Below are 16,946 nucleotides of genomic sequence, written 5' to 3'. Positions count from 1 at the left end.
TCTTGTGTCATACCGCAGGCGTACGCGGAGTTGAGCCCTCGGGTTGACGTTTTCGGGTGGCCGATTTGGTCAGATGGGGACTACGAGAAAACACCACTCCTCACCAATTCGGGTGAGAATGGCGGCTTGGGGTGGGGCGTTCAGCGTGAGATGACCAGCCGCCGCCGACGACGGAGGTAAGGCACACATGGCACCGAAGGCATCCGACGACACCCTGACCGGCGGGGAGCCGAACGGCGGGGAGGCCGACGACCTGCGCGCCGGCCGGCGCAAGGCCGCGCGGTACGTCGTCCCGGTCACCGTGATCGGTGTCGCCGCGGCGACGATCGGGCTGGTCCCGGCGCTCGCCGACTCCGGCGACCCCGACCTGCCGAAAATCACCGCTCAGCAACTCCTCGACAAGATCGCCGCTTCGGACGTGCAGCAGCTGTCCGGCACGGTGAAGATCACGACCGATCTCGGGCTGCCCGACCTCGGCGGGCTGGAGAACGGTCTCCTTTCCGGGGCCGCCCAGCAGGGCGGTGACGGTTCGTCCGCCGACCCGTCCACCAAGCTCACCGAACTCGCGTCCGGCACGCACACCCTGCGTGTCGCCGCCGACGGCCCGGACCGGCAGAAGCTCTCGCTGCTGGAGAAGGCCGCCGAGTACAGCGTCATCCACAACGGCAAGGACGTGTGGGGGTACGACAGCGCCTCCAACGAGGTCTACCACTCCACCGTCGACGAGAGCTCCGACAAGGCGGACACCCCTGTTCCGGCCACGCCCAAGGACCTCACCGAGGACGCCCTGAAGGCGGTCGACGACACGACGTCCGTGACCGTCGACGGCACCGTCCAGGTCGCCGGGCGCGACGCCTACAAGCTGCTGGTCAAGCCGAAGCAGTCGGGTTCCACGGTCGGCGCGATCAGTGTGGCCGTGGACGCGAAGACGGGCCTGCCGCTGAAGTTCACGCTGACCCCGGCGAGCGGCGGCGCCGCCGTCGTGGACGTGGGCTTCACCCAGGTCACCTTCGCCAAGCCGGCCGCCTCCACCTTCGACTTCACGACCCCCAAGGGCGCGAAGGTCACCGAGGGCGACCAGGTCGAGAAGGGCGACGTCGGGGGCAAGTGGGACGAGGAGGGTGCGACCAAGACGGCTCCGGGGCACTCCGGCACGTCCGACGACGACCTCGCCAAGGACCTCGGCGGCCCCGCCGGTCTCAACGTCCTCGGCGAGGGCTGGACCTCCGTCGCCACCTTCGACACCGGCGGCGAGGGCATGCCCTCGGGCGCCGAGGCCGGCGGCGACCTCGGCGGCTTCCTCGGCTCCTTCGGCGACAAGGTGAGCGGTAAGTTCGGCTCCGGCACGGTCTTCTCCACCCGCCTGATCAACGCCCTGATGACGGACGACGGCAAGGTCTACGTCGGCGCGGTCACCAAGGACGCCCTGGTGAAGGCGGCGAACGCGGGGAAGTGAGCAGCGACCTGGGCGGGGTGTGAGGGGAGCCGATGACGCAGTCCACGGGTGGTGCCTCGGGTGGCTCCACGGATGGCTCCACGGATGGCACCACGGATGGTGCCTCGGGTGGCTCCGCGGGGCGTTCCGTGGGTGGTTCCACGGGCGACGGCGACGCCGTCATCCACACCCGCGCCCTCACCAAGCGCTACCGCGGCGGACAGCTCGCCGTCGACGGTCTCGACCTGACCGTCCCGGCGGGCAGCGTCTTCGGCTTCCTCGGTCCCAACGGCTCCGGCAAGACCACCACCATCCGCATGCTGATGGGTCTCATCGAGCCCACGGCCGGCTCGGCCCGCGTCCTGGGGCAACCCATGCCGCGGGCCGCGCGCGTCGTCCTGCCCCACGTCGGGGCGCTCATCGAGGGCCCCGCCCTCTACGGCTTCCTCTCCGGCCGCGACAACCTGCTCCGCTACGACGCCGCCGACCCGACCGCCGACCCGCGCACCCGGCGTACGCGGGTCACGGCGACGCTGGAGCGGGTCGGGCTGACGGCCGCCGCCGGCAAGAAGGCGAAGGCGTACTCGCTCGGCATGAAGCAGCGCCTGGGCCTCGCCGCCGCCCTTCTCCAGCCCCGCCGCCTGCTCGTCCTCGACGAGCCGACCAACGGCCTGGATCCCCAGGGCATGCGGGAGATCCGTTCGCTGATCCGGGAGCTGGCCGCGGAGGGCACGACCGTCTTTCTCTCCTCCCACCTCCTCGACGAGATCGAGCAGGTGTGCACGCATGCGGCGGTGATGGCCCAGGGCCGGCTGCTCGCACAGGGTTCGGTGGCGGACCTCGCGGCGGGGACCCGTGGCCGGCTGGTCGTGACGACCCCGGACCCGGCGGACGCGGCGCGGGTGCTGAAGGAGCAGGGAGCGGGTGACGTCGTCGTCGCCGAGGACCGGGTGAGCGCGGAGGCTCCGCCTGCGGAGCGCGAGCTCGCCGACCTGAACGCCGCGTTGGTGACGGCGGGCGTCCGCGTTCGCGGCTTCGCCGTCGAACGGGCCTCCTTGGAGGACGCGTTCGTGGCGCTCACGGGGGAGGGGTTCGATGTCGCGGGCTGAAGCGGAAGCGAGGGAGAACCGGAGCGGGACTCCCCGCGAGGACTCCTCGACGACACGCACCAGGTCCTGGACCAAGTCCTGGACCAGGCCCTGGTCCTGGACCTGGACCTGGACCTTCGGGCTTCTGCGCAGCGAGTTGCTGACCACCTTCCGGCGCTGGCGCACCCTCGCACTGCTGGCCGTGCTGGCGGCCGTGCCGGTCCTGGTCGGGATCGCCGTGAAGATCGAGACGAGCGACGGCTCGTCCGCCGGCCCCGGTGGCGGCGGGGGAGGGGGCGGTGGCGGTGGTGGTCCGGCGTTCATCTCGCAGGTCACCAACAACGGCCTGTTCCTGGTCTTCACCGCGCTGGCTGTCACACTGCCGTTCTTCCTGCCGATGGCGATCGGTGTGATCGCGGGCGACGCGATCGCCGGCGAGGCGAACGCGGGCACGCTCCGCTATCTCCTGGTCGCCCCCGCCGGCCGCACCCGTCTCCTCCTGGCCAAGTACGCGACCGTCATGATCTTCTGCCTGGCGGCCACGCTCGTGGTCGCGCTCTCGGCACTGACGGTCGGTGCGCTGCTCTTCCCGCTCGGCGACCTGACCACGATCTCCGGCACCCGGATCGGCTTCGGCGACGGGCTGCTGCGGGCGCTGCTGATGGCTCTCGTCGTCGCCTTGTCCCTGATCGGCGTGGCGGCGCTCGGACTGTTCGTCTCCACGCTCACGAGCAGCGGCATCGCGGCGATGGCGACGACCGTGGGCCTGCTGATCACGATCCAGATCCTCGACCAGATCCCCCAGCTGCACGCGTTCCAGCCGTACTTCTTCTCGCACTACTGGCTGTCCTTCGCCGACCTGATGCGCGAGCCGGTCTACTGGGACGACCTGCAGAAGAACCTCGGCCTGCAGGCCCTGTACGCGGCGGTCTTCGGCTCGGCGGCCTGGGCGCGCTTCACGACGAAGGACGTCACGGCCTGACAGGGCGCCATCGGCCAAGGTCTAGGGCTAGGTCCAAAACCAAAACCAAAACCAAAACCAGGACCAGGACCAGGACCAGGACCAGGACTAGAACTAGGACTTGTCAGGCCGCCTCATGGGCGAACCGGGCGAGGGGCGCCTCCTGTGCGAAGAACGTCTTCGCGCGCGTCAGCGCCTGCGTGTCCTTCAGGACGTCGCCGGGCTTGCTGCCGTTGCCGAGCAGCACCCCGCCGAAACGCATCCGCAGGTAGGCCGCCGAGTTGTTGAGCGTGCCGATGAGCGGATCGGCGACCACGGGCTGGTCGTCCGCGAGGGCGGAGACGCCCCAGAGGGTGCGCCCCGCGAGCGTCGCCTTGAAGTCGACGCCGGGGGTACGCAGCCAGCCCGACCAGTGGTCCAGGTAGCGCTTGGTCTGGCCGGAGACCGAGTACCAGTACAGCGGGGACGCGATCACGATGTCCGTCGCGGCGAGCGTGGCGTCGAGCAGCAGCGCCGGGCTGCCCTCTGTGGGGCGGGTGTGGTCGCTGTCGTGGCGCAGGTCCTCGAAGTCGGGCAGCGGGTGCCGGGCGAGGCTGATCCACGTCTGCTCTACGTCGGAGGGCAACTGTGCGGCGGCCTCGCGGGCCAGCAGCTCGGTGTTGCCGTCCGGTCGGCTGCTGCCCAGCACGAACAGAAAACTGCGGTGCGTCATGATCCGATCCCCCAAGTAGTCGGCGTACGACGATAGTATGCACCTGCATTATATGTTTATGCAAGCACTTTACGGGTGGGGTGTGAGGGGGCTGCGGGGTGGGTGGGGCGTGGCGCTCCGGGCGACCGCCAGCAACGCCGCCTCCGCGCCGTGGGCCGCGACCACCTGCAACCCCACCGGACAACCGTCCGCGCCGACCCCCGCCGGGAGGCTGATCGCCGGGTGCCCGCTGAGGTTGAACGCCCAGGTGAGCGCGGTCGAGTAGCGGTCGCCGGGGCCGTCGTGACCGTGCGCGGCGTTCGGGGTCGTCGGCGTCAGCAGCAACTCGGCACGGGAGAAGAAGCCGGCCAGCAGCCGGTCGTTCAGCTCCCGGACCCGGTCGGCCGCGCGGAGGTCCGAGCCCGGGGTGCGCAGGGCGAGCCAGGCCGGGCCGGGGTCCTCCAGACACAAGGGCGCGTCCTGGGCCGACAGCCGTACGACACCGGCCTCGGCCAGGCGCTCGGCGGCGGCACGGGCGAGGGCGAGCGGCTCGGGATCGGGGTCGGCGAAGCCCAGGTCGGGGGAGAAGACGGCGAGGGGAGGAGCGGGAACCGCGGTCCCCACCCCTGGCAACGCAGCCGGCCCCTGCGCCGGAGTCGCCTCTGGCAAGGGAGCCGGCCCCTGCGCCGGAGTCACGGCTGGCAACGGATTCGGCCCCTGCGATGGAGTCGCCGCTGGCAAGGGAGCCGGCGTAGGCGTCGGGGGGTGCCCTGAGGACGCCGGCGCCATGACCCGCCAGTACGCCTCGGCGTCCACCGCGTACCGCACGAGGACGCCGGGCGCCGTCAGACCCGTACGGTCAGAAGGCGGCCGGTCCCCGAGGGGCGGTCGCCCGTTCGTCGTCTTCAGACCGATCACACCGCACCACGCGGCCGGGATGCGCACCGAGCCCGCGCCGTCGCTGCCGGTGGCCAGGGGGACGAGGCCGGCGGCCACCGCCGCCGCGGATCCGGCCGAGGAGCCGCCGGGCGTGCGGTCGGCGCGCCAGGGGTTGACGGTGCGGCCGTGGGCGCCGAGGCCCCAGGTCTGCCAGGCAGTGCCGGGTCCGGGGACGGCGGTCGCCCCGACGGGCACACATCCGGCGGCGATCAGCGGGGCCGCCGTACGCAGCCCGTGACGCCCCTTCACGCCGATCGGCACCCCGGCCAGCGGCAGCCGTTCGCCCACGGCGATCCGTACGTCGACCTCACGGGCCCACGCCCGCGCCCGCTCCTCCCACACCTCGGCGAACGCGCAGAGGGAACGGTCGACCCGGGCGATCCGTCCGAGCGCCTCGCCGACGACGTCCACGGCCCGCAGCCGCCCCGCCCGCACGGCCGCGGCGAGCTCCACGGCCGGCGGCCACTCCAGGGGCGTCACCCCCCGGTGAGCCGGGCCAATGCTGCCGTCTCCCGGGGCGGGCTTCCGCCCAGGTCGCCGAGGCGCCAGTTCGTCACCCAGGGGACGCGGTACACGTCGATGAGCGATTCGATCACCCGCATCCGCTGGACGAGCGGCCGGGGCAGCCGGCCGGGCGCGTCCGCGACGAGGACCACCGCGTCCAGGTCGAGCCCCTGCGGAGCCTCCCCGCGCCGGAAGACGTCCACCGCCCGCAGGACGGACTCCAGCCCGGCCGCATGCGTGCGGGCGACCAGCAGTACGGACGGCGGATCACCGGCGCCGGGCCACTCGCGCCCGCAGTCGTGGCCGCCGTAGACCGCGGCGAGCGTGGAGGCGCCGGCCCCGCCGTGTGCGGCGACCCAGGAGAAGCGCCGGGGCGTGGCGGTGGAGACGTACGGCATCGGCACCGGATCCGGCGCGGCCACCGGCCCCCGGATCCAGATCTCCGGCCCCCGTTGCCCGTCCGTCGTCCGCATGAACCGTGTCCCTCCCAGTCGTCGCCGTCCCTCCGGGGCGCCGCCCTGATCCTTGCTGGTCCCGGGGCGGCCCCGGCAGCGTGGCGTGGGTTCCTGGAACGAGGCTGTGACGTCGCGGTGACGTGAGGACCGGGAGCGCTCGGAGAGACTCAACAGTACGTGTACTCGTACACGTACTTGGACGACCGGATCGTGACGACGCATCCGAGTGAGGAACCGATGTCTCGACTCAGCCGCGAGAAGAAGCGGGAACAGAAGCACGCCGGCCGACCGGCCGCCGTGGTGGCGCCGCTCGACGTCCATGTCCGCGGGGGCGGGACGGCGACGATAGGCGGCGTACCGGTCGCGGCGGTCGACGGCGAGGAGATCCAGCGCGCCGTGCTGAGCCACCTGCACCGCATCGCCCTCGCCACCGGCCACCCCGTCCTCGCCACGGTCCACGACGAACGCATCGGCTACGTCGTCTCCCTGCGCGTGGACCCGGACGGCTCCAGCCACTTCACAGCGGAACCCTTGCGAACGACGGCGACGTCGACCCAGGCCGCGACGTCGACCCCGCCGGCGACAGCGACTCCGGCGGTGGCATCGACTCCGTCGGCGGCACCGACTCCGGCGGTGGCATCGACTCCGTCGGCGGCACCGACTCCGTCGGCGGTACGGGAGCCCGCGCCCGTACGGGAGGCGGCCCCGGACGCGCAGCTCACGGACCCGGCCACAGCGGCCGCCCCCGCGCCCGTAGGGGACGAGCAGTCTGTTCGGCCGCGAAGCGACAAGGCCACGCACTTGCTGCGCCAGGTGCCCGAGCCGGTGCGGGACGCGGCGCCCACGTTCCCGTTGCGGGCGGTCCCCGAGTCGGCGGCCGAGCAGGGACCGCAGTCGGCGCCGGCACAAGATTCGGCGCCCACGTACGCGATCCGGGCGATCCCGGAACCCCAGGACGACATCCCGGCCCCCGGCACGGTCACCGCCCCGACGGGCGTGTTCGGCCCACCCCCGACGATGGACGACCAACCGAACCCGAACGCCGACCCCACCTCGACCCCGATCGCGACCCCTGCGTCGACCCGGGCCTCGACCCCGACCGCAACCCCCGCGTCGACCCCGACCGCGACCCCTGCGTCGACCCCGGCCTCGACCCCGATCGCGACCCCTGCGTCGACCCGGGCCTCGACCCCGATCGCGACCCCTGCGTCGACCCGGGCCTCGACTCCGACCGCAACCCCCGCGTCGACCCCGGCCTCGACCCCTGCGTCGACCCCGACCCCGACCTCGGCCCCGGCCCTGCCCCTGGCCCCGCCCCCGACCCCAACTCCGCCTCCGACCTCGGCCCCGCCCCCGACCTCGGCCCTGCCCCTGGCCCCGCCCCCGACCCCAACTCCGCCTCCGACCTCAACCCCGCCCCTGGCCCCGGCCCTCACCCCGCCCCCGGCCCCGCCCCTCACCCCGCCCCTGGCCCCGGCCCCGCCCCTCACCTCGGCCCCGATCCCGCTTCCGTTGCCGACCCCCGCCTCGACCCCCGTACCTCAGGCCCTCACTCCCCTCCTCCCCGAGGATCTCGTCTCCGGCTCGGTCCCCGACCCCGACTCCAAGCCCACGCCCGCTCGTGGGTTCGACGCCGTGGCGGAGGCGGTGCTCGGTGACGATCCCCGGACCCTTCAGGGCGACGGCGGCGCTCCCGCCCTCCTCGGGGAGCCGATGGCGCGGATCAACGAGGCCGTGCGGGCGGGCCGGATAGACGCGGCGGCCGCTCTCGCGGAGCAGACCGTGCTGGAGGCGTCCGGGACGCTGGGGCCGGAGCACCCCGAGGTGCTCCGGCTGCGCGAACTCGGCGCGTACATCGCCTACTTGGCGGGCGACCCGCTCCGCGCCTTCCATGTCTCCCTGGACCTGGCCCGGATCCGCCGCAGCGCCCGGGACGGCGAGGCCGCGTACGGCAACGTCCAGAGTGCGGCGGCGGCCTGGCGCGCTGTACGCGACCCCGTGCAGGGACTGAACCTGGGGACCGAACTCCTCGGCCTGTGGACGGAGCTCACCGCCGAGGAGGGCCCGGCCGCCGACGACGTCGAGGAGCTGGAGTCGGCCCAGGCGCGCATGCTCCGTCTGGCCGAACGCGCCCGCAGGTCGGACGCGTAGCGACCTCGGCCGTCGAGCGGAAGGAGCCGGTCAGAACGGGCCGGTCAGATCAGATGACGGGCCGGCCAGGGGGGCAGGCCGGCCAGGGGGGGGCAGGCCGGTCAGGCGGACAGCTTCCAGACCGCGTAGGCGACGGCGTCGGCGTTGCGGTCCAGGGCGGTGTCGTTGATGTTGGCCGTGGTGTCGCAGGAGGAGTGGTAGCAGCGGTCGAAGGCCTGCCCGGCCGTACCGCCCCACTTGGCCGCCTGCGCCGCCGTCTTGACGTAGTCGGCGCCGCTGAACAGGCCGCCGACCGGGACACCCGCGTTCTTGAAGGGGGCGTGGTCGGAGCGGCCGTCGCCCTCGGTCTCGATCTCCGTCGCGACGCCCAGGCCCGTGAAGTAGTCCTTGAAGGTCTTCTCGATGGTCGGGTCGTCGTCGTAGACGAAGTAGCCGGGGTTCGGCGAGCCGATCATGTCGAAGTTGAGGTAGCCGCTGATGCGGGCGCGGTTCGCCGAGGACAGGTTGTTGACGTAGTACTTGGACCCGACCAGGCCCAGTTCCTCCGCGCCCCACCAGGCGAACCGCAGGTGTTTGGCGGGCTGGTAGCCGGACCGGGCCACGGCCAGGGCCGTCTCCAGCACGGCCGCCGAGCCGGAGCCGTTGTCGTTGATCCCGGCGCCGGAGGTCACGGAGTCCAAGTGGGACCCCGCCATGACGACCTTGCCGGTGTCGCCGCCGGGCCAGTCGGCGATGAGGTTGTAGCCGGTGCGGCCGGACGAGGTGAACTGCTGGATGGTGGTGGTGAAGCCGGCGGCGTCCAGCTTGGCCTTCACGTAGTCGAGCGAGGCCTTGTAGCCGGTGCGGCCGTGGGCGCGGTTGCCGCCGTTGGCGGTGGCGATGGACTGCAGCTGCGCCAGATGCGCCTTGACGTTGGCCACGGGGATGTCGGGAGCGGCGGCGAGGGCGGCGGAGCCGTGCGCAGGTGCGGGCGCCGCGCCGACTATCGATCCACACGTCAGGAGCATGACAACCGAAACGGCGCCGGCGGCCGCCGTGCGCCCGGAAACGGGAAGCTTCATAGCGGGGAGCTTCACGGCAGGGAGCTTCATGGTGGGGAGCTGCATGTGGGGGGCTCCGAATTCCTCGGGAATCGCCGGATCACAGGGATTCCACAGTGAATGGGGTTCCAGGATGGTGAACGGGGAACCAACTCCGCGTCAAGAGCGGTATCAGGACACGGGGTTCATATACCGGACATCGAGGACCCCCGGCTCCACGCTCGGTCAATGCACGCAGAACTCGTTCCCCTCCGGGTCCGTCATCACCGCCCACGCTCCGGACGGCTCGTTCACCTCCCGCAGCACGCTCGCCCCCAGCGCCGTCAACCGCTCGACCTCCCCGGCCCGCAGCCCCGCCCCGGGATGCAGGTCAAGATGCAGCCGGTTCTTCACCGTCTTCGGCTCCGGCACCCGCTGGAACAGCAGCCGCCGCCCGAGACCGGTCCCGCTGTCGGGGTCGTACGGGTCGTCGGGGTGGCGTACGGCGATCAGGTCCCGGAAGGCCGGGCGGCCGTGGAACTCCACCGTCGCCGCGCCCGGCAACGCGCCGAGCTCAAGCAGCCGCTCGATGAGCGCACTGTTGTCCTCGACCGCGTAGTGCAGCGCGGCGGCCCAGAAGTCGGCCTGCGCGTGCGGGTCGGCGGAGTCGACGACGAGCTTCCAGTGCACGGGGGCGGGGACCGCCCCGGAGGCTGACGGCGCGTCGGCCGTCGACGGTGTCTCGGAGGCAGGCGGGGTCTCGGAGGCTGACGGTGTCTCGGATGCCGCGGGAGTCTCGGTCATGCAGCCACTTGTAGCAGGCGCGCGCCGGGTCGGCCTCCCGCACGTCGTACTCCGCCCGGGGCGGCACGACCGCGCCAGGCACTCCCGGGCGGCCGGCCGCCCACCTCGGCCTCGGCCTCGACCCGCTCGGCTCGGCGATCGCAATGCCCGCCGAGAAACGCGGCCTACGGCTTGGCGGCGGGAGCGGCGGGAGCGGCGGGTATGACGGCGGCCGCGCCCTCGGCCTTCCGTACGGCGTCGGCGGCGCCCGTCGTACCCGTCGTACCGGTCGTACCGGTCGTACCGGTCGTGCCGGGCGTCTGTGTGTCCAGAGTGCCGGGAGTGTCGAGGGCGTCCGGGGTGTCGAGGACGTCCGGAGCGTCGGCGATGCGGGCGGCGAGGGCGCGGGCCGCCCGGCGCGAGGTGCGCAACGCGTCCCCGGTGAGCAGCACCAGCGCCAGCCAGACCAGCGCGAAGCCGGCCCACCGCTCGGGCGGCATGTCCTCGCCGAAGTAGAGGACGCCGAGGATGAACTGCAGGACCGGCGCCAGGTACTGCAGCAGTCCCAGAGTGGACAGCGGGACGCGGATCGCCGCCGCACCGAAGCAGACGAGGGGGAGTGCGGTGACGATGCCGGTGGAGGCGAGCAGGGCCGCGTGTCCGGCGCCCTCGGTCGTGAAGGTGGCGTCGCCGTGCGCGGACAGCCACAGCAGGTAGCCCAGCGCGGGCAGGAACTGGACGGCGGTCTCGGCGGTCAGCGACTCGACCCCGCCGAGGTTCACCTTCTTCTTCACGAGCCCGTAGGTGGCGAAGGAGAAGGCGAGGACCAGGGAGATCCACGGCGGGTGGCCGTAGCCGATGGTCAGGACCAGCACCGCCGTGAAGCCGACGCCGACCGCCGCCCACTGCACGGGCCGCAGCCGTTCCTTGAGGATCAGCACGCCCATCGCGATCGTGACCAGCGGGTTGATGAAGTACCCGAGGGATGCCTCGACGACATGGCCGCTGTTCACGGCCCAGATGTAGACGCCCCAGTTCACGGTGATGACGGCCGCGGCGATCACCACGAGACAGAGCCGGCGCGGCTGGCGCAGCAGCTCACCGGCCCATGCCCAGCGCCGTACGACGAGCAGCGCCGCGGCGACGAAGGCGAGGGACCACACCATGCGGTTCGCGAGGATCTCGGACGCCCCGGCGGGCTTGAGCAGGGGCCAGAAGAGAGGCACCAGCCCCCACATCCCGTACGCCGCGAAGCCGTTCAGCAGCCCGGTCCGGCTCTCACTCCTCGACGTCCCGGTCACGCGGTTCCTCTCTTTCACGTTCAGGCATGCGTGGACGAAGGTAACGCCGAGCACCCCCGCCTGTCATGCCCGTATCGCAATACGGTCATGACAGACGGGGGTGGGTGACTCCAGGACCCGTACGGGAGTCCTCAGGGGGAGTGTCAGCCCTTGAGCGCGGCCGTGATCGCCTCGGCGAGCGGGGTGGTCGGGCGGCCGGCGAGGCGGGACAGGTCACCGCTGGAGACGACCAGCTCGCCCTGCTCGATCGACGCGTCCACGCCCGCCAGGATCGCCGCGAGCGGCTCGGGCAGCCCGGCGCCGGTCAGGATGCCTGTGAGCACCTCGACGGGTACGGCGTTGTAGGCGATCTCCTTGCCGGCCTGCTTGCTCAGCTCGGCCGCGTACTCGGCGAAGCTCCACGCCTCGTCGCCGCCCAGCTCGTACGTCTTGTTCTCGTGGCCCTCGCCGGTCAGCACGGCGACGGCGGCGGCCGCGTAGTCGGCGCGGGAGGCGGAGGAGACCCGGCCCTCGCCGGCGGCCGCGACGACGGCGTTGTGCTCCAGCACCGGGGCGAGCTGCTCGGTGTAGTTCTCGTGGTACCAGCCGTTGCGCAGCAGCGCGTACGGCACACCGGAGGCGAGCAGCGCCTTCTCGGTGGCGCGGTGGTCGTCGGCCAGCGCCGCGGTCAAGGTGCCCGGCGCGCTGGTGTACGCGAGGAGCGCGACCCCGGCGGCCTTCGCGGCGTCGATGACGACCTGGTGCTGGGCCGGGCGGCCCTTGTCGAACTCGTTGCCCGAGATCAGCAGCACCTTGTCGCCGGCGGCGAAGAGGCTGCCGAACGTCTCGGGGGCGTTGTAGTCGGCGACGGCGAGCTTGACGCCGCGGGCCGCGAGGTCGGAGGCCTTGGCCTCGTCGCGGACGACGGCGGTGATCTGCTCGGCCGGGACCTTCTCCAGCAGCTGCTCGACGACGTGGCGGCCGAGGTGTCCGGTGGCTCCGGTGACGACGATGCTCATGGCTTGAGGAACTCCTAGTGCGGGTGCGGGGGTCTGTCACTAACCCTAGGAGGTGCGCTAACCCAACGAAAGTACCCACTTTGAAGTAAGGCACTTACGTAGAGGTAAGTGCAAGGAGTAAAAGTGCAAGGAGTAGGTGCAAGTAGTAGGTGCAAGTAGTAGGTGCAAGGAGCTGTAGCTCCGGGACAAGCGCCCAGCCTGGCCCCCGCACACGAAGAGGCCCGGGACCGGAGGAGCTCCGGTCCCGGGCCTCACCGCTGGTCGACCTCCTGGTTCAGCCGACGACCGTCCAGGTGTCCCCGCCCGCCAGCAGCGCCGCCAGGTCGCCCTTGCCGTGCTGTTCGATCGCCGTGTCGAGCTGGTCGGCCATCTGGGTGTCGTAGACCGGCCGCTCGACCGAGCGCAGCACACCGATCGGCGTGTGGTGCAGGGTGTCCGGATCGGCCAGGCGCGACAGGGCGAACGCGGTGGTCGGGGACGTGGCATGCGCGTCATGGACCAGCACATCCGCCTCGTTCTGCGGGGTCACCGTGACGACCTTCAGATCACCGGTCGCCGCATCCCGCACGACCCCCCGCGCCCCGTCCGGTCCGAACCTGATCGGCTGCCCGTGCTCCAGCCGGATCACCGCCTCCTCGGCCGACGCCCGGTCCTTCAGCGCCTCGAACGCGCCGTCGTTGAAGATGTTGCAGTTCTGGTAGATCTCGACCAGCGCCGTGCCCGGATGGGCGGCGGCCTGGCGCAGCACCTCCGTCAGGTGCTTGCGGTCGGAGTCGATGGTCCGGGCGACGAAGGAGGCTTCGGCGCCGATGGCCAGGGAGACCGGATTGAAGGGCGCGTCCAGCGAGCCCATCGGCGTCGACTTGGTGATCTTGCCGACCTCGGAGGTGGGCGAGTACTGGCCCTTGGTGAGGCCGTAGATACGGTTGTTGAAGAGCAGGATCTTCAGGTTCACGTTGCGGCGCAGGGCGTGGATGAGGTGGTTGCCGCCGATGGAGAGCGCGTCGCCGTCGCCCGTCACCACCCACACGCTCAGGTCGCGCCGGCTGGCGGCGAGCCCGGTCGCGATCGCCGGGGCCCGCCCGTGAATCGAATGCATCCCGTAGGTGTTCATGTAGTACGGGAAGCGCGACGAGCAGCCGATGCCCGAGACGAAGACGATGTTCTCCTTGGCCAGGCCGAGTTCGGGCATGAAGCCCTGGACGGCCGCCAGGATCGCGTAGTCACCGCAGCCGGGGCACCAGCGCACTTCCTGATCGGACTTGAAGTCCTTCATGGACTGCCTGGCCTCGGCCTTGGGGACGAGCGAGAGCGCCTCGATCGTGCCCGTGCCTTCCGCTCCGGTCTCAGCCATCGATGGCCTCCTTGAGCGCCGTGGCGAGCTGCTCCGCCTTGAACGGCATACCGTTGACCTGGTTGTAGGAGTGGGCGTCGACCAGGTATCTCGCCCGGATGAGGGTGGCGAGCTGGCCGAGGTTCATCTCGGGGATGACGACCTTGTCGTAACGCTTCAGGACCGCGCCGAGGTTGCGCGGGAACGGGTTCAGATGCCGCAGATGGGCCTGCGCGATGGCCTCCCCCGCCGTGCGCAGCCTTCGTACGGCCGCGGTGATGGGTCCGTAGGTGGAGCCCCAGCCGAGCACCAGGGTGCTCGCCCCGTGCGGGTCGTCGACCTCCACGTCCGGGACGTCGATGCCGTCGATCTTGGCCTGGCGGGTGCGGACCATGAAGTCGTGGTTGGCGGGGGCGTAGGAGATGTTCCCGGTGCCGTCCTCCTTCTCGATCCCGCCGATACGGTGCTCCAGCCCCGGCGTGCCCGGGATCGCCCACGGCCGGGCGAGGGTCTGCGGGTCGCGCTTGTACGGCCAGAAGACCTCGGCGCCGTCCTCCAGCGTGTGGTTCGGCCCCTGCGCGAACTGCACGCGCAGATCCGGCAGCTCGTCCAGCTCGGGGATGCGCCACGGCTCGGAGCCGTTGGCGAGGTAGCCGTCGGACAGGAGCATCACCGGCGTGCGGTAGGTGAGCGCGATCCGGGCGGCTTCCAGGGCGGCGTCGAAGCAGTCGGCGGGCGTGCGGGGCGCGACGATCGGCACCGGGGCCTCGCCGTTGCGCCCGAACATGGCCTGGAGCAGGTCGGCCTGCTCGGTCTTGGTCGGCAGACCGGTCGACGGCCCGCCCCGCTGGATGTCGATGACCAGCAGCGGCAGCTCCAGCGAGACGGCGAGCCCGATGGTCTCGGACTTCAGTGCCACGCCGGGCCCGGAGGTGGTGGTGACGGCGAGGGACCCGCCGAAGGCCGCCCCGAGCGCCGCGCCGATCCCCGCGATCTCGTCCTCCGCCTGGAAGGTCCGCACACCGAAGTTCTTGTGGCGGCTGAGCTCGTGCAGGATGTCGGAGGCCGGAGTGATCGGGTACGACCCGAGGAACAGCGGCAGATCAGCCTGCCGGGAGGCGCTGACCAGGCCGTATGCCAGAGCCAGGTTCCCGGAGATGTTCCGGTAGGTGCCGACGGGAAAAGCCTTCGCGGCCGGAGCGACCTCATAGCTGACCGCGAAGTCCTCGGTCGTCTCGCCGAAGTTCCACCCGGCGCGGAAGGCGGCGATGTTGGCGGCGGCGATGTCGGGCTTCTTCGCGAACTTCGACTTCAGGAACTTCTCGGTGCCCTCGGTCGGCCGGTGGTACATCCACGACAGGAGGCCGAGCGCGAACATGTTCTTGCTGCGCTCGGCCTCCTTACGGGTGAGGTCGAATTCCTTCAGCGCCTCGACGGTCAGGGTGGTCAGCGGGACCGGATGGAGCTGGTAACCGTCGAGGGAGCCGTCCTCCAGCGGCGAGGCCGCGTACCCCACCTTCTGCATCGCCCGCTTGGTGAACTCGTCCGTGTTGACGATGATCTCCGCACCGCGCGGCACATCGGCGATGTTCGCCTTCAGCGCGGCCGGGTTCATCGCGACCAGCACGTTGGGCGCGTCACCGGGGGTGAGGATGTCGTGGTCGGCGAAGTGCAGCTGGAACGAGGAGACGCCGGGCAGGGTGCCGGCGGGCGCGCGGATCTCGGCGGGGAAGTTCGGCAGGGTGGAGAGGTCGTTCCCGAAGGAAGCCGTCTCCGAGGTGAAGCGGTCACCGGTGAGCTGCATACCGTCACCCGAGTCACCCGCGAACCTGATGATCACCCGGTCGAGACGGCGTACGTCCTTCGTCCCGTCCGGTTGGCGCTGCTCTCCCACGACGGCCGCGTCCGCTCCGCCGGTTCCGTCGGCCTGTTCCGCTGGGCTGCTGACCTGACTGGTCACTGAACTGGACCTCCCTCGAGGTGGCTGTCCCGGAGAGGTCTTCCCGAAGCCCCTCCATGGATCAACCCTACGTCTGTAAGGGTCGCCTTCCCTCGGCCATTTCGTATGACTGTCAGCTGACTGTCAGCGTCCCGACACGGCCCGGCACCCCCGTTGCCATGATTTCCCGCCCCCCGGCGTCGTTCTGGTTAGACGCACCGGCCAGAAGACGTGGTCACCCGAGACGCATGGTCACCCGTGACGACTGGCACAGTGCCACTTCGTCATGAGTTGAGATAGGTGAGGACCGCGAGAACACGGCGGTGATCCCCGTCACTCGGCGACAGGCCGAGCTTCAGGAAGATGTTGCTGACGTGCTTCTCCACCGCCCCGTCGCTGACGACCAGCTGCCGGGCGATCGCCGAGTTCGTCCGCCCCTCGGCCATCAGCCCCAGGACCTCCCGCTCCCGGGGAGTGAGCCCCGCCAGCACGTCCTGCTTCCGGCTGCGCCCGAGCAACTGCGCGACGACCTCCGGGTCGAGCGCAGTACCCCCCTGGGCGACCCGCACCACGGCGTCCACGAACTCCCGCACCTCGGCCACGCGGTCCTTGAGCAGATACCCGACCCCGCGACTGGAACCGGCCAACAGTTCGGTGGCGTACCGCTCCTCCACGTACTGCGACAACACCAGCACCCCGAGCCCCGGATGCGCCCTGCGCAGTTGTACGGCGGCCCGCACCCCTTCGTCGGTGTGGGTTGGCGGCATCCGCACGTCCGCGACGACGACGTCGGGCAACGCACCCTCGTCGTCCAGCTCGGTAATGGTCTTGACCAGCGCCTCCGCGTCCCCGACCCCGGCGACCACGTCATGCCCCCGGTCGGTCAGCAACCGGGTCAGCCCCTCCCGCAACAGCACCGAATCCTCGGCGATGACCACCCGCACCCTGTCCTCCACGCTCCTCGGCCCCTCAGCCGTCCACCCGTCGGTCGAACCAGTCAAGCATTCCAGCTTCTGGCTCGTCTGCACCCGACAACAGCGGGCCCAGCCCCGAGGACGGCGCGAATACAGCCACCCCCCACCCACTTTCGGCCGATCCACACCCCGAAAACGCAACAGCCACCGCCCCACTCCCGCCCCTGGGGGCCAGGGTCCGGGGGCGGAGCTTGTCGCCGGGGGCGGGCTTGCGGTTTCGGCTGGTCCGGTGTTTTGGGGCGGGGCGGGACGGTCGCCGTCCCGTTCTCTTCCCCGGGCGCTGGGGGGTGCCTCTATGTCTTCCGTCAAGGCGCCCCTGACGGGTTTGGTGTGGTTCGGGGTTGCTGGGGTTATGCGGCGAGCTCGACGTCCGTC

The 16,946-nt window shown here is 71.3% G+C and carries 14 protein-coding genes; 4 read left to right on the top strand and 10 right to left on the bottom strand.

The genetic code is table 11. The features are described from left to right. The first annotated feature begins 187 nt into the window (after nt 1-187). From ACIBAF_RS33480 to ACIBAF_RS33470, 3 genes are read left to right on the top strand one after another with little or no spacing between them, the layout of a single operon-like run. On the top strand, nt 188-1,456 hold the full coding sequence (locus ACIBAF_RS33480; RefSeq protein ID WP_399467960.1) for an outer membrane lipoprotein carrier protein LolA: 1,269 nt from the start codon (nt 188-190) through the stop codon (nt 1,454-1,456). Between the two features lie 32 nt (nt 1,457-1,488). Continuing rightward, nucleotides 1,489-2,544 carry an ABC transporter ATP-binding protein gene (locus ACIBAF_RS33475; protein WP_399467959.1) on the top strand — a complete coding sequence of 352 codons (1,056 nt, stop codon included), beginning with the start codon at nt 1,489-1,491 and terminating at the stop codon, nt 2,542-2,544. Further along, nucleotides 2,531-3,505 carry an ABC transporter permease gene (locus ACIBAF_RS33470; protein ID WP_399467958.1) on the top strand — a complete coding sequence of 325 codons (975 nt, stop codon included), beginning with the start codon at nt 2,531-2,533 and terminating at the stop codon, nt 3,503-3,505. The genes ACIBAF_RS33475 and ACIBAF_RS33470 overlap by 14 nt, the downstream gene beginning before the upstream one ends. A 103-nt stretch (nt 3,506-3,608) precedes the next feature. Here the strand turns inward: ACIBAF_RS33470 and ACIBAF_RS33465 are convergent, their stop codons facing one another. The 3 genes from ACIBAF_RS33465 to ACIBAF_RS33455 form a co-directional block, all read right to left on the bottom strand. Continuing rightward, nucleotides 3,609-4,196 (bottom strand): flavodoxin family protein, encoded by a 588-nt coding sequence (locus ACIBAF_RS33465; protein WP_399467957.1) that lies wholly within the window; start codon nt 4,194-4,196, stop codon nt 3,609-3,611. A 69-nt stretch (nt 4,197-4,265) separates the two neighbouring features. Further along, nucleotides 4,266-5,594 carry an amidase family protein gene (locus ACIBAF_RS33460; RefSeq protein WP_399467956.1) on the bottom strand — a complete coding sequence of 443 codons (1,329 nt, stop codon included), beginning with the start codon at nt 5,592-5,594 and terminating at the stop codon, nt 4,266-4,268. Next, on the bottom strand, nt 5,591-6,091 hold the full coding sequence (locus ACIBAF_RS33455; protein ID WP_399467955.1) for a DUF6668 family protein: 501 nt from the start codon (nt 6,089-6,091) through the stop codon (nt 5,591-5,593). The genes ACIBAF_RS33460 and ACIBAF_RS33455 overlap by 4 nt, the downstream gene beginning before the upstream one ends. A gap of 219 nt (nt 6,092-6,310) precedes the next feature. Between ACIBAF_RS33455 and ACIBAF_RS33450 the strand changes: the two genes are divergently transcribed. Continuing rightward, entirely contained in the window at nt 6,311-8,224 is a 1,914-nt protein-coding gene (locus ACIBAF_RS33450) for a tetratricopeptide repeat protein (protein WP_399467954.1), read from the top strand. A 101-nt stretch (nt 8,225-8,325) separates the two neighbouring features. On the opposite strand, the gene ACIBAF_RS33445 is transcribed toward ACIBAF_RS33450, so the two are convergent. The 7 genes from ACIBAF_RS33445 to ACIBAF_RS33415 form a co-directional block, all read right to left on the bottom strand. Next, complete coding sequence (locus ACIBAF_RS33445) at nt 8,326-9,285, bottom strand: M28 family metallopeptidase (RefSeq protein WP_399467953.1); 960 nt, start codon at nt 9,283-9,285, stop codon at nt 8,326-8,328. 204 nt (nt 9,286-9,489) lie between these two features. Beyond that, complete coding sequence (locus tag ACIBAF_RS33440) at nt 9,490-9,933, bottom strand: VOC family protein (protein ID WP_399468038.1); 444 nt, start codon at nt 9,931-9,933, stop codon at nt 9,490-9,492. Between the two features lie 278 nt (nt 9,934-10,211). Next, nucleotides 10,212-11,327 (bottom strand): EamA family transporter RarD, encoded by a 1,116-nt coding sequence (rarD, locus tag ACIBAF_RS33435; protein ID WP_399467952.1) that lies wholly within the window; start codon nt 11,325-11,327, stop codon nt 10,212-10,214. A 143-nt stretch (nt 11,328-11,470) separates the two neighbouring features. Then, entirely contained in the window at nt 11,471-12,325 is an 855-nt protein-coding gene (locus ACIBAF_RS33430; protein WP_399467951.1) for an SDR family oxidoreductase, read from the bottom strand. A gap of 274 nt (nt 12,326-12,599) precedes the next feature. Then, nucleotides 12,600-13,679, bottom strand: a complete 1,080-nt coding sequence (locus ACIBAF_RS33425) for a 2-oxoacid:ferredoxin oxidoreductase subunit beta (protein WP_399467950.1) — start codon at nt 13,677-13,679, stop codon at nt 12,600-12,602. Then, nucleotides 13,672-15,618: a 2-oxoacid:acceptor oxidoreductase subunit alpha gene (locus ACIBAF_RS33420; protein WP_399467949.1), complete on the bottom strand. Its 1,947-nt coding sequence runs from the start codon at nt 15,616-15,618 to the stop codon at nt 13,672-13,674. The genes ACIBAF_RS33425 and ACIBAF_RS33420 overlap by 8 nt, the downstream gene beginning before the upstream one ends. Nucleotides 15,619-15,881: 263 nt before the next feature. Continuing rightward, nucleotides 15,882-16,553, bottom strand: coding sequence for a response regulator transcription factor (locus ACIBAF_RS33415; RefSeq protein ID WP_079660474.1), 672 nt, complete (start codon nt 16,551-16,553; stop codon nt 15,882-15,884). Nucleotides 16,554-16,946: the final 393 nt, after the last annotated feature.

It is taken from the genome of Streptomyces sp. NPDC051677 (genome assembly GCF_044453465.1).
Taxonomy (GTDB): Bacteria; Actinomycetota; Actinomycetes; order Streptomycetales; family Streptomycetaceae; genus Streptomyces.
This window is presented reverse-complemented; position numbering and strand designations above follow the sequence as displayed.

Bases quoted from the DNA above. Each gene is read 5' to 3' on its own strand.
- ACIBAF_RS33455 (WP_399467955.1), bottom strand. From the start codon at position 6,091: ATGCGGACGACGGACGGGCAACGGGGGCCGGAGATCTGGATCCGGGGG.
- ACIBAF_RS33430 (WP_399467951.1), bottom strand. From the start codon at position 12,325: ATGAGCATCGTCGTCACCGGAGCCACCGGACACCTCGGCCGCCACGTC.
- ACIBAF_RS33480 (WP_399467960.1), top strand. From the start codon at position 188: ATGGCACCGAAGGCATCCGACGACACCCTGACCGGCGGGGAGCCGAAC.
- ACIBAF_RS33450 (WP_399467954.1), top strand. From the start codon at position 6,311: ATGTCTCGACTCAGCCGCGAGAAGAAGCGGGAACAGAAGCACGCCGGC.
- ACIBAF_RS33425 (WP_399467950.1), bottom strand. From the start codon at position 13,679: ATGGCTGAGACCGGAGCGGAAGGCACGGGCACGATCGAGGCGCTCTCG.
- ACIBAF_RS33465 (WP_399467957.1), bottom strand. From the start codon at position 4,196: ATGACGCACCGCAGTTTTCTGTTCGTGCTGGGCAGCAGCCGACCGGAC.
- ACIBAF_RS33470 (WP_399467958.1), top strand. From the start codon at position 2,531: ATGTCGCGGGCTGAAGCGGAAGCGAGGGAGAACCGGAGCGGGACTCCC.
- ACIBAF_RS33445 (WP_399467953.1), bottom strand. From the start codon at position 9,285: ATGAAGCTTCCCGTTTCCGGGCGCACGGCGGCCGCCGGCGCCGTTTCG.
- ACIBAF_RS33475 (WP_399467959.1), top strand. From the start codon at position 1,489: ATGACGCAGTCCACGGGTGGTGCCTCGGGTGGCTCCACGGATGGCTCC.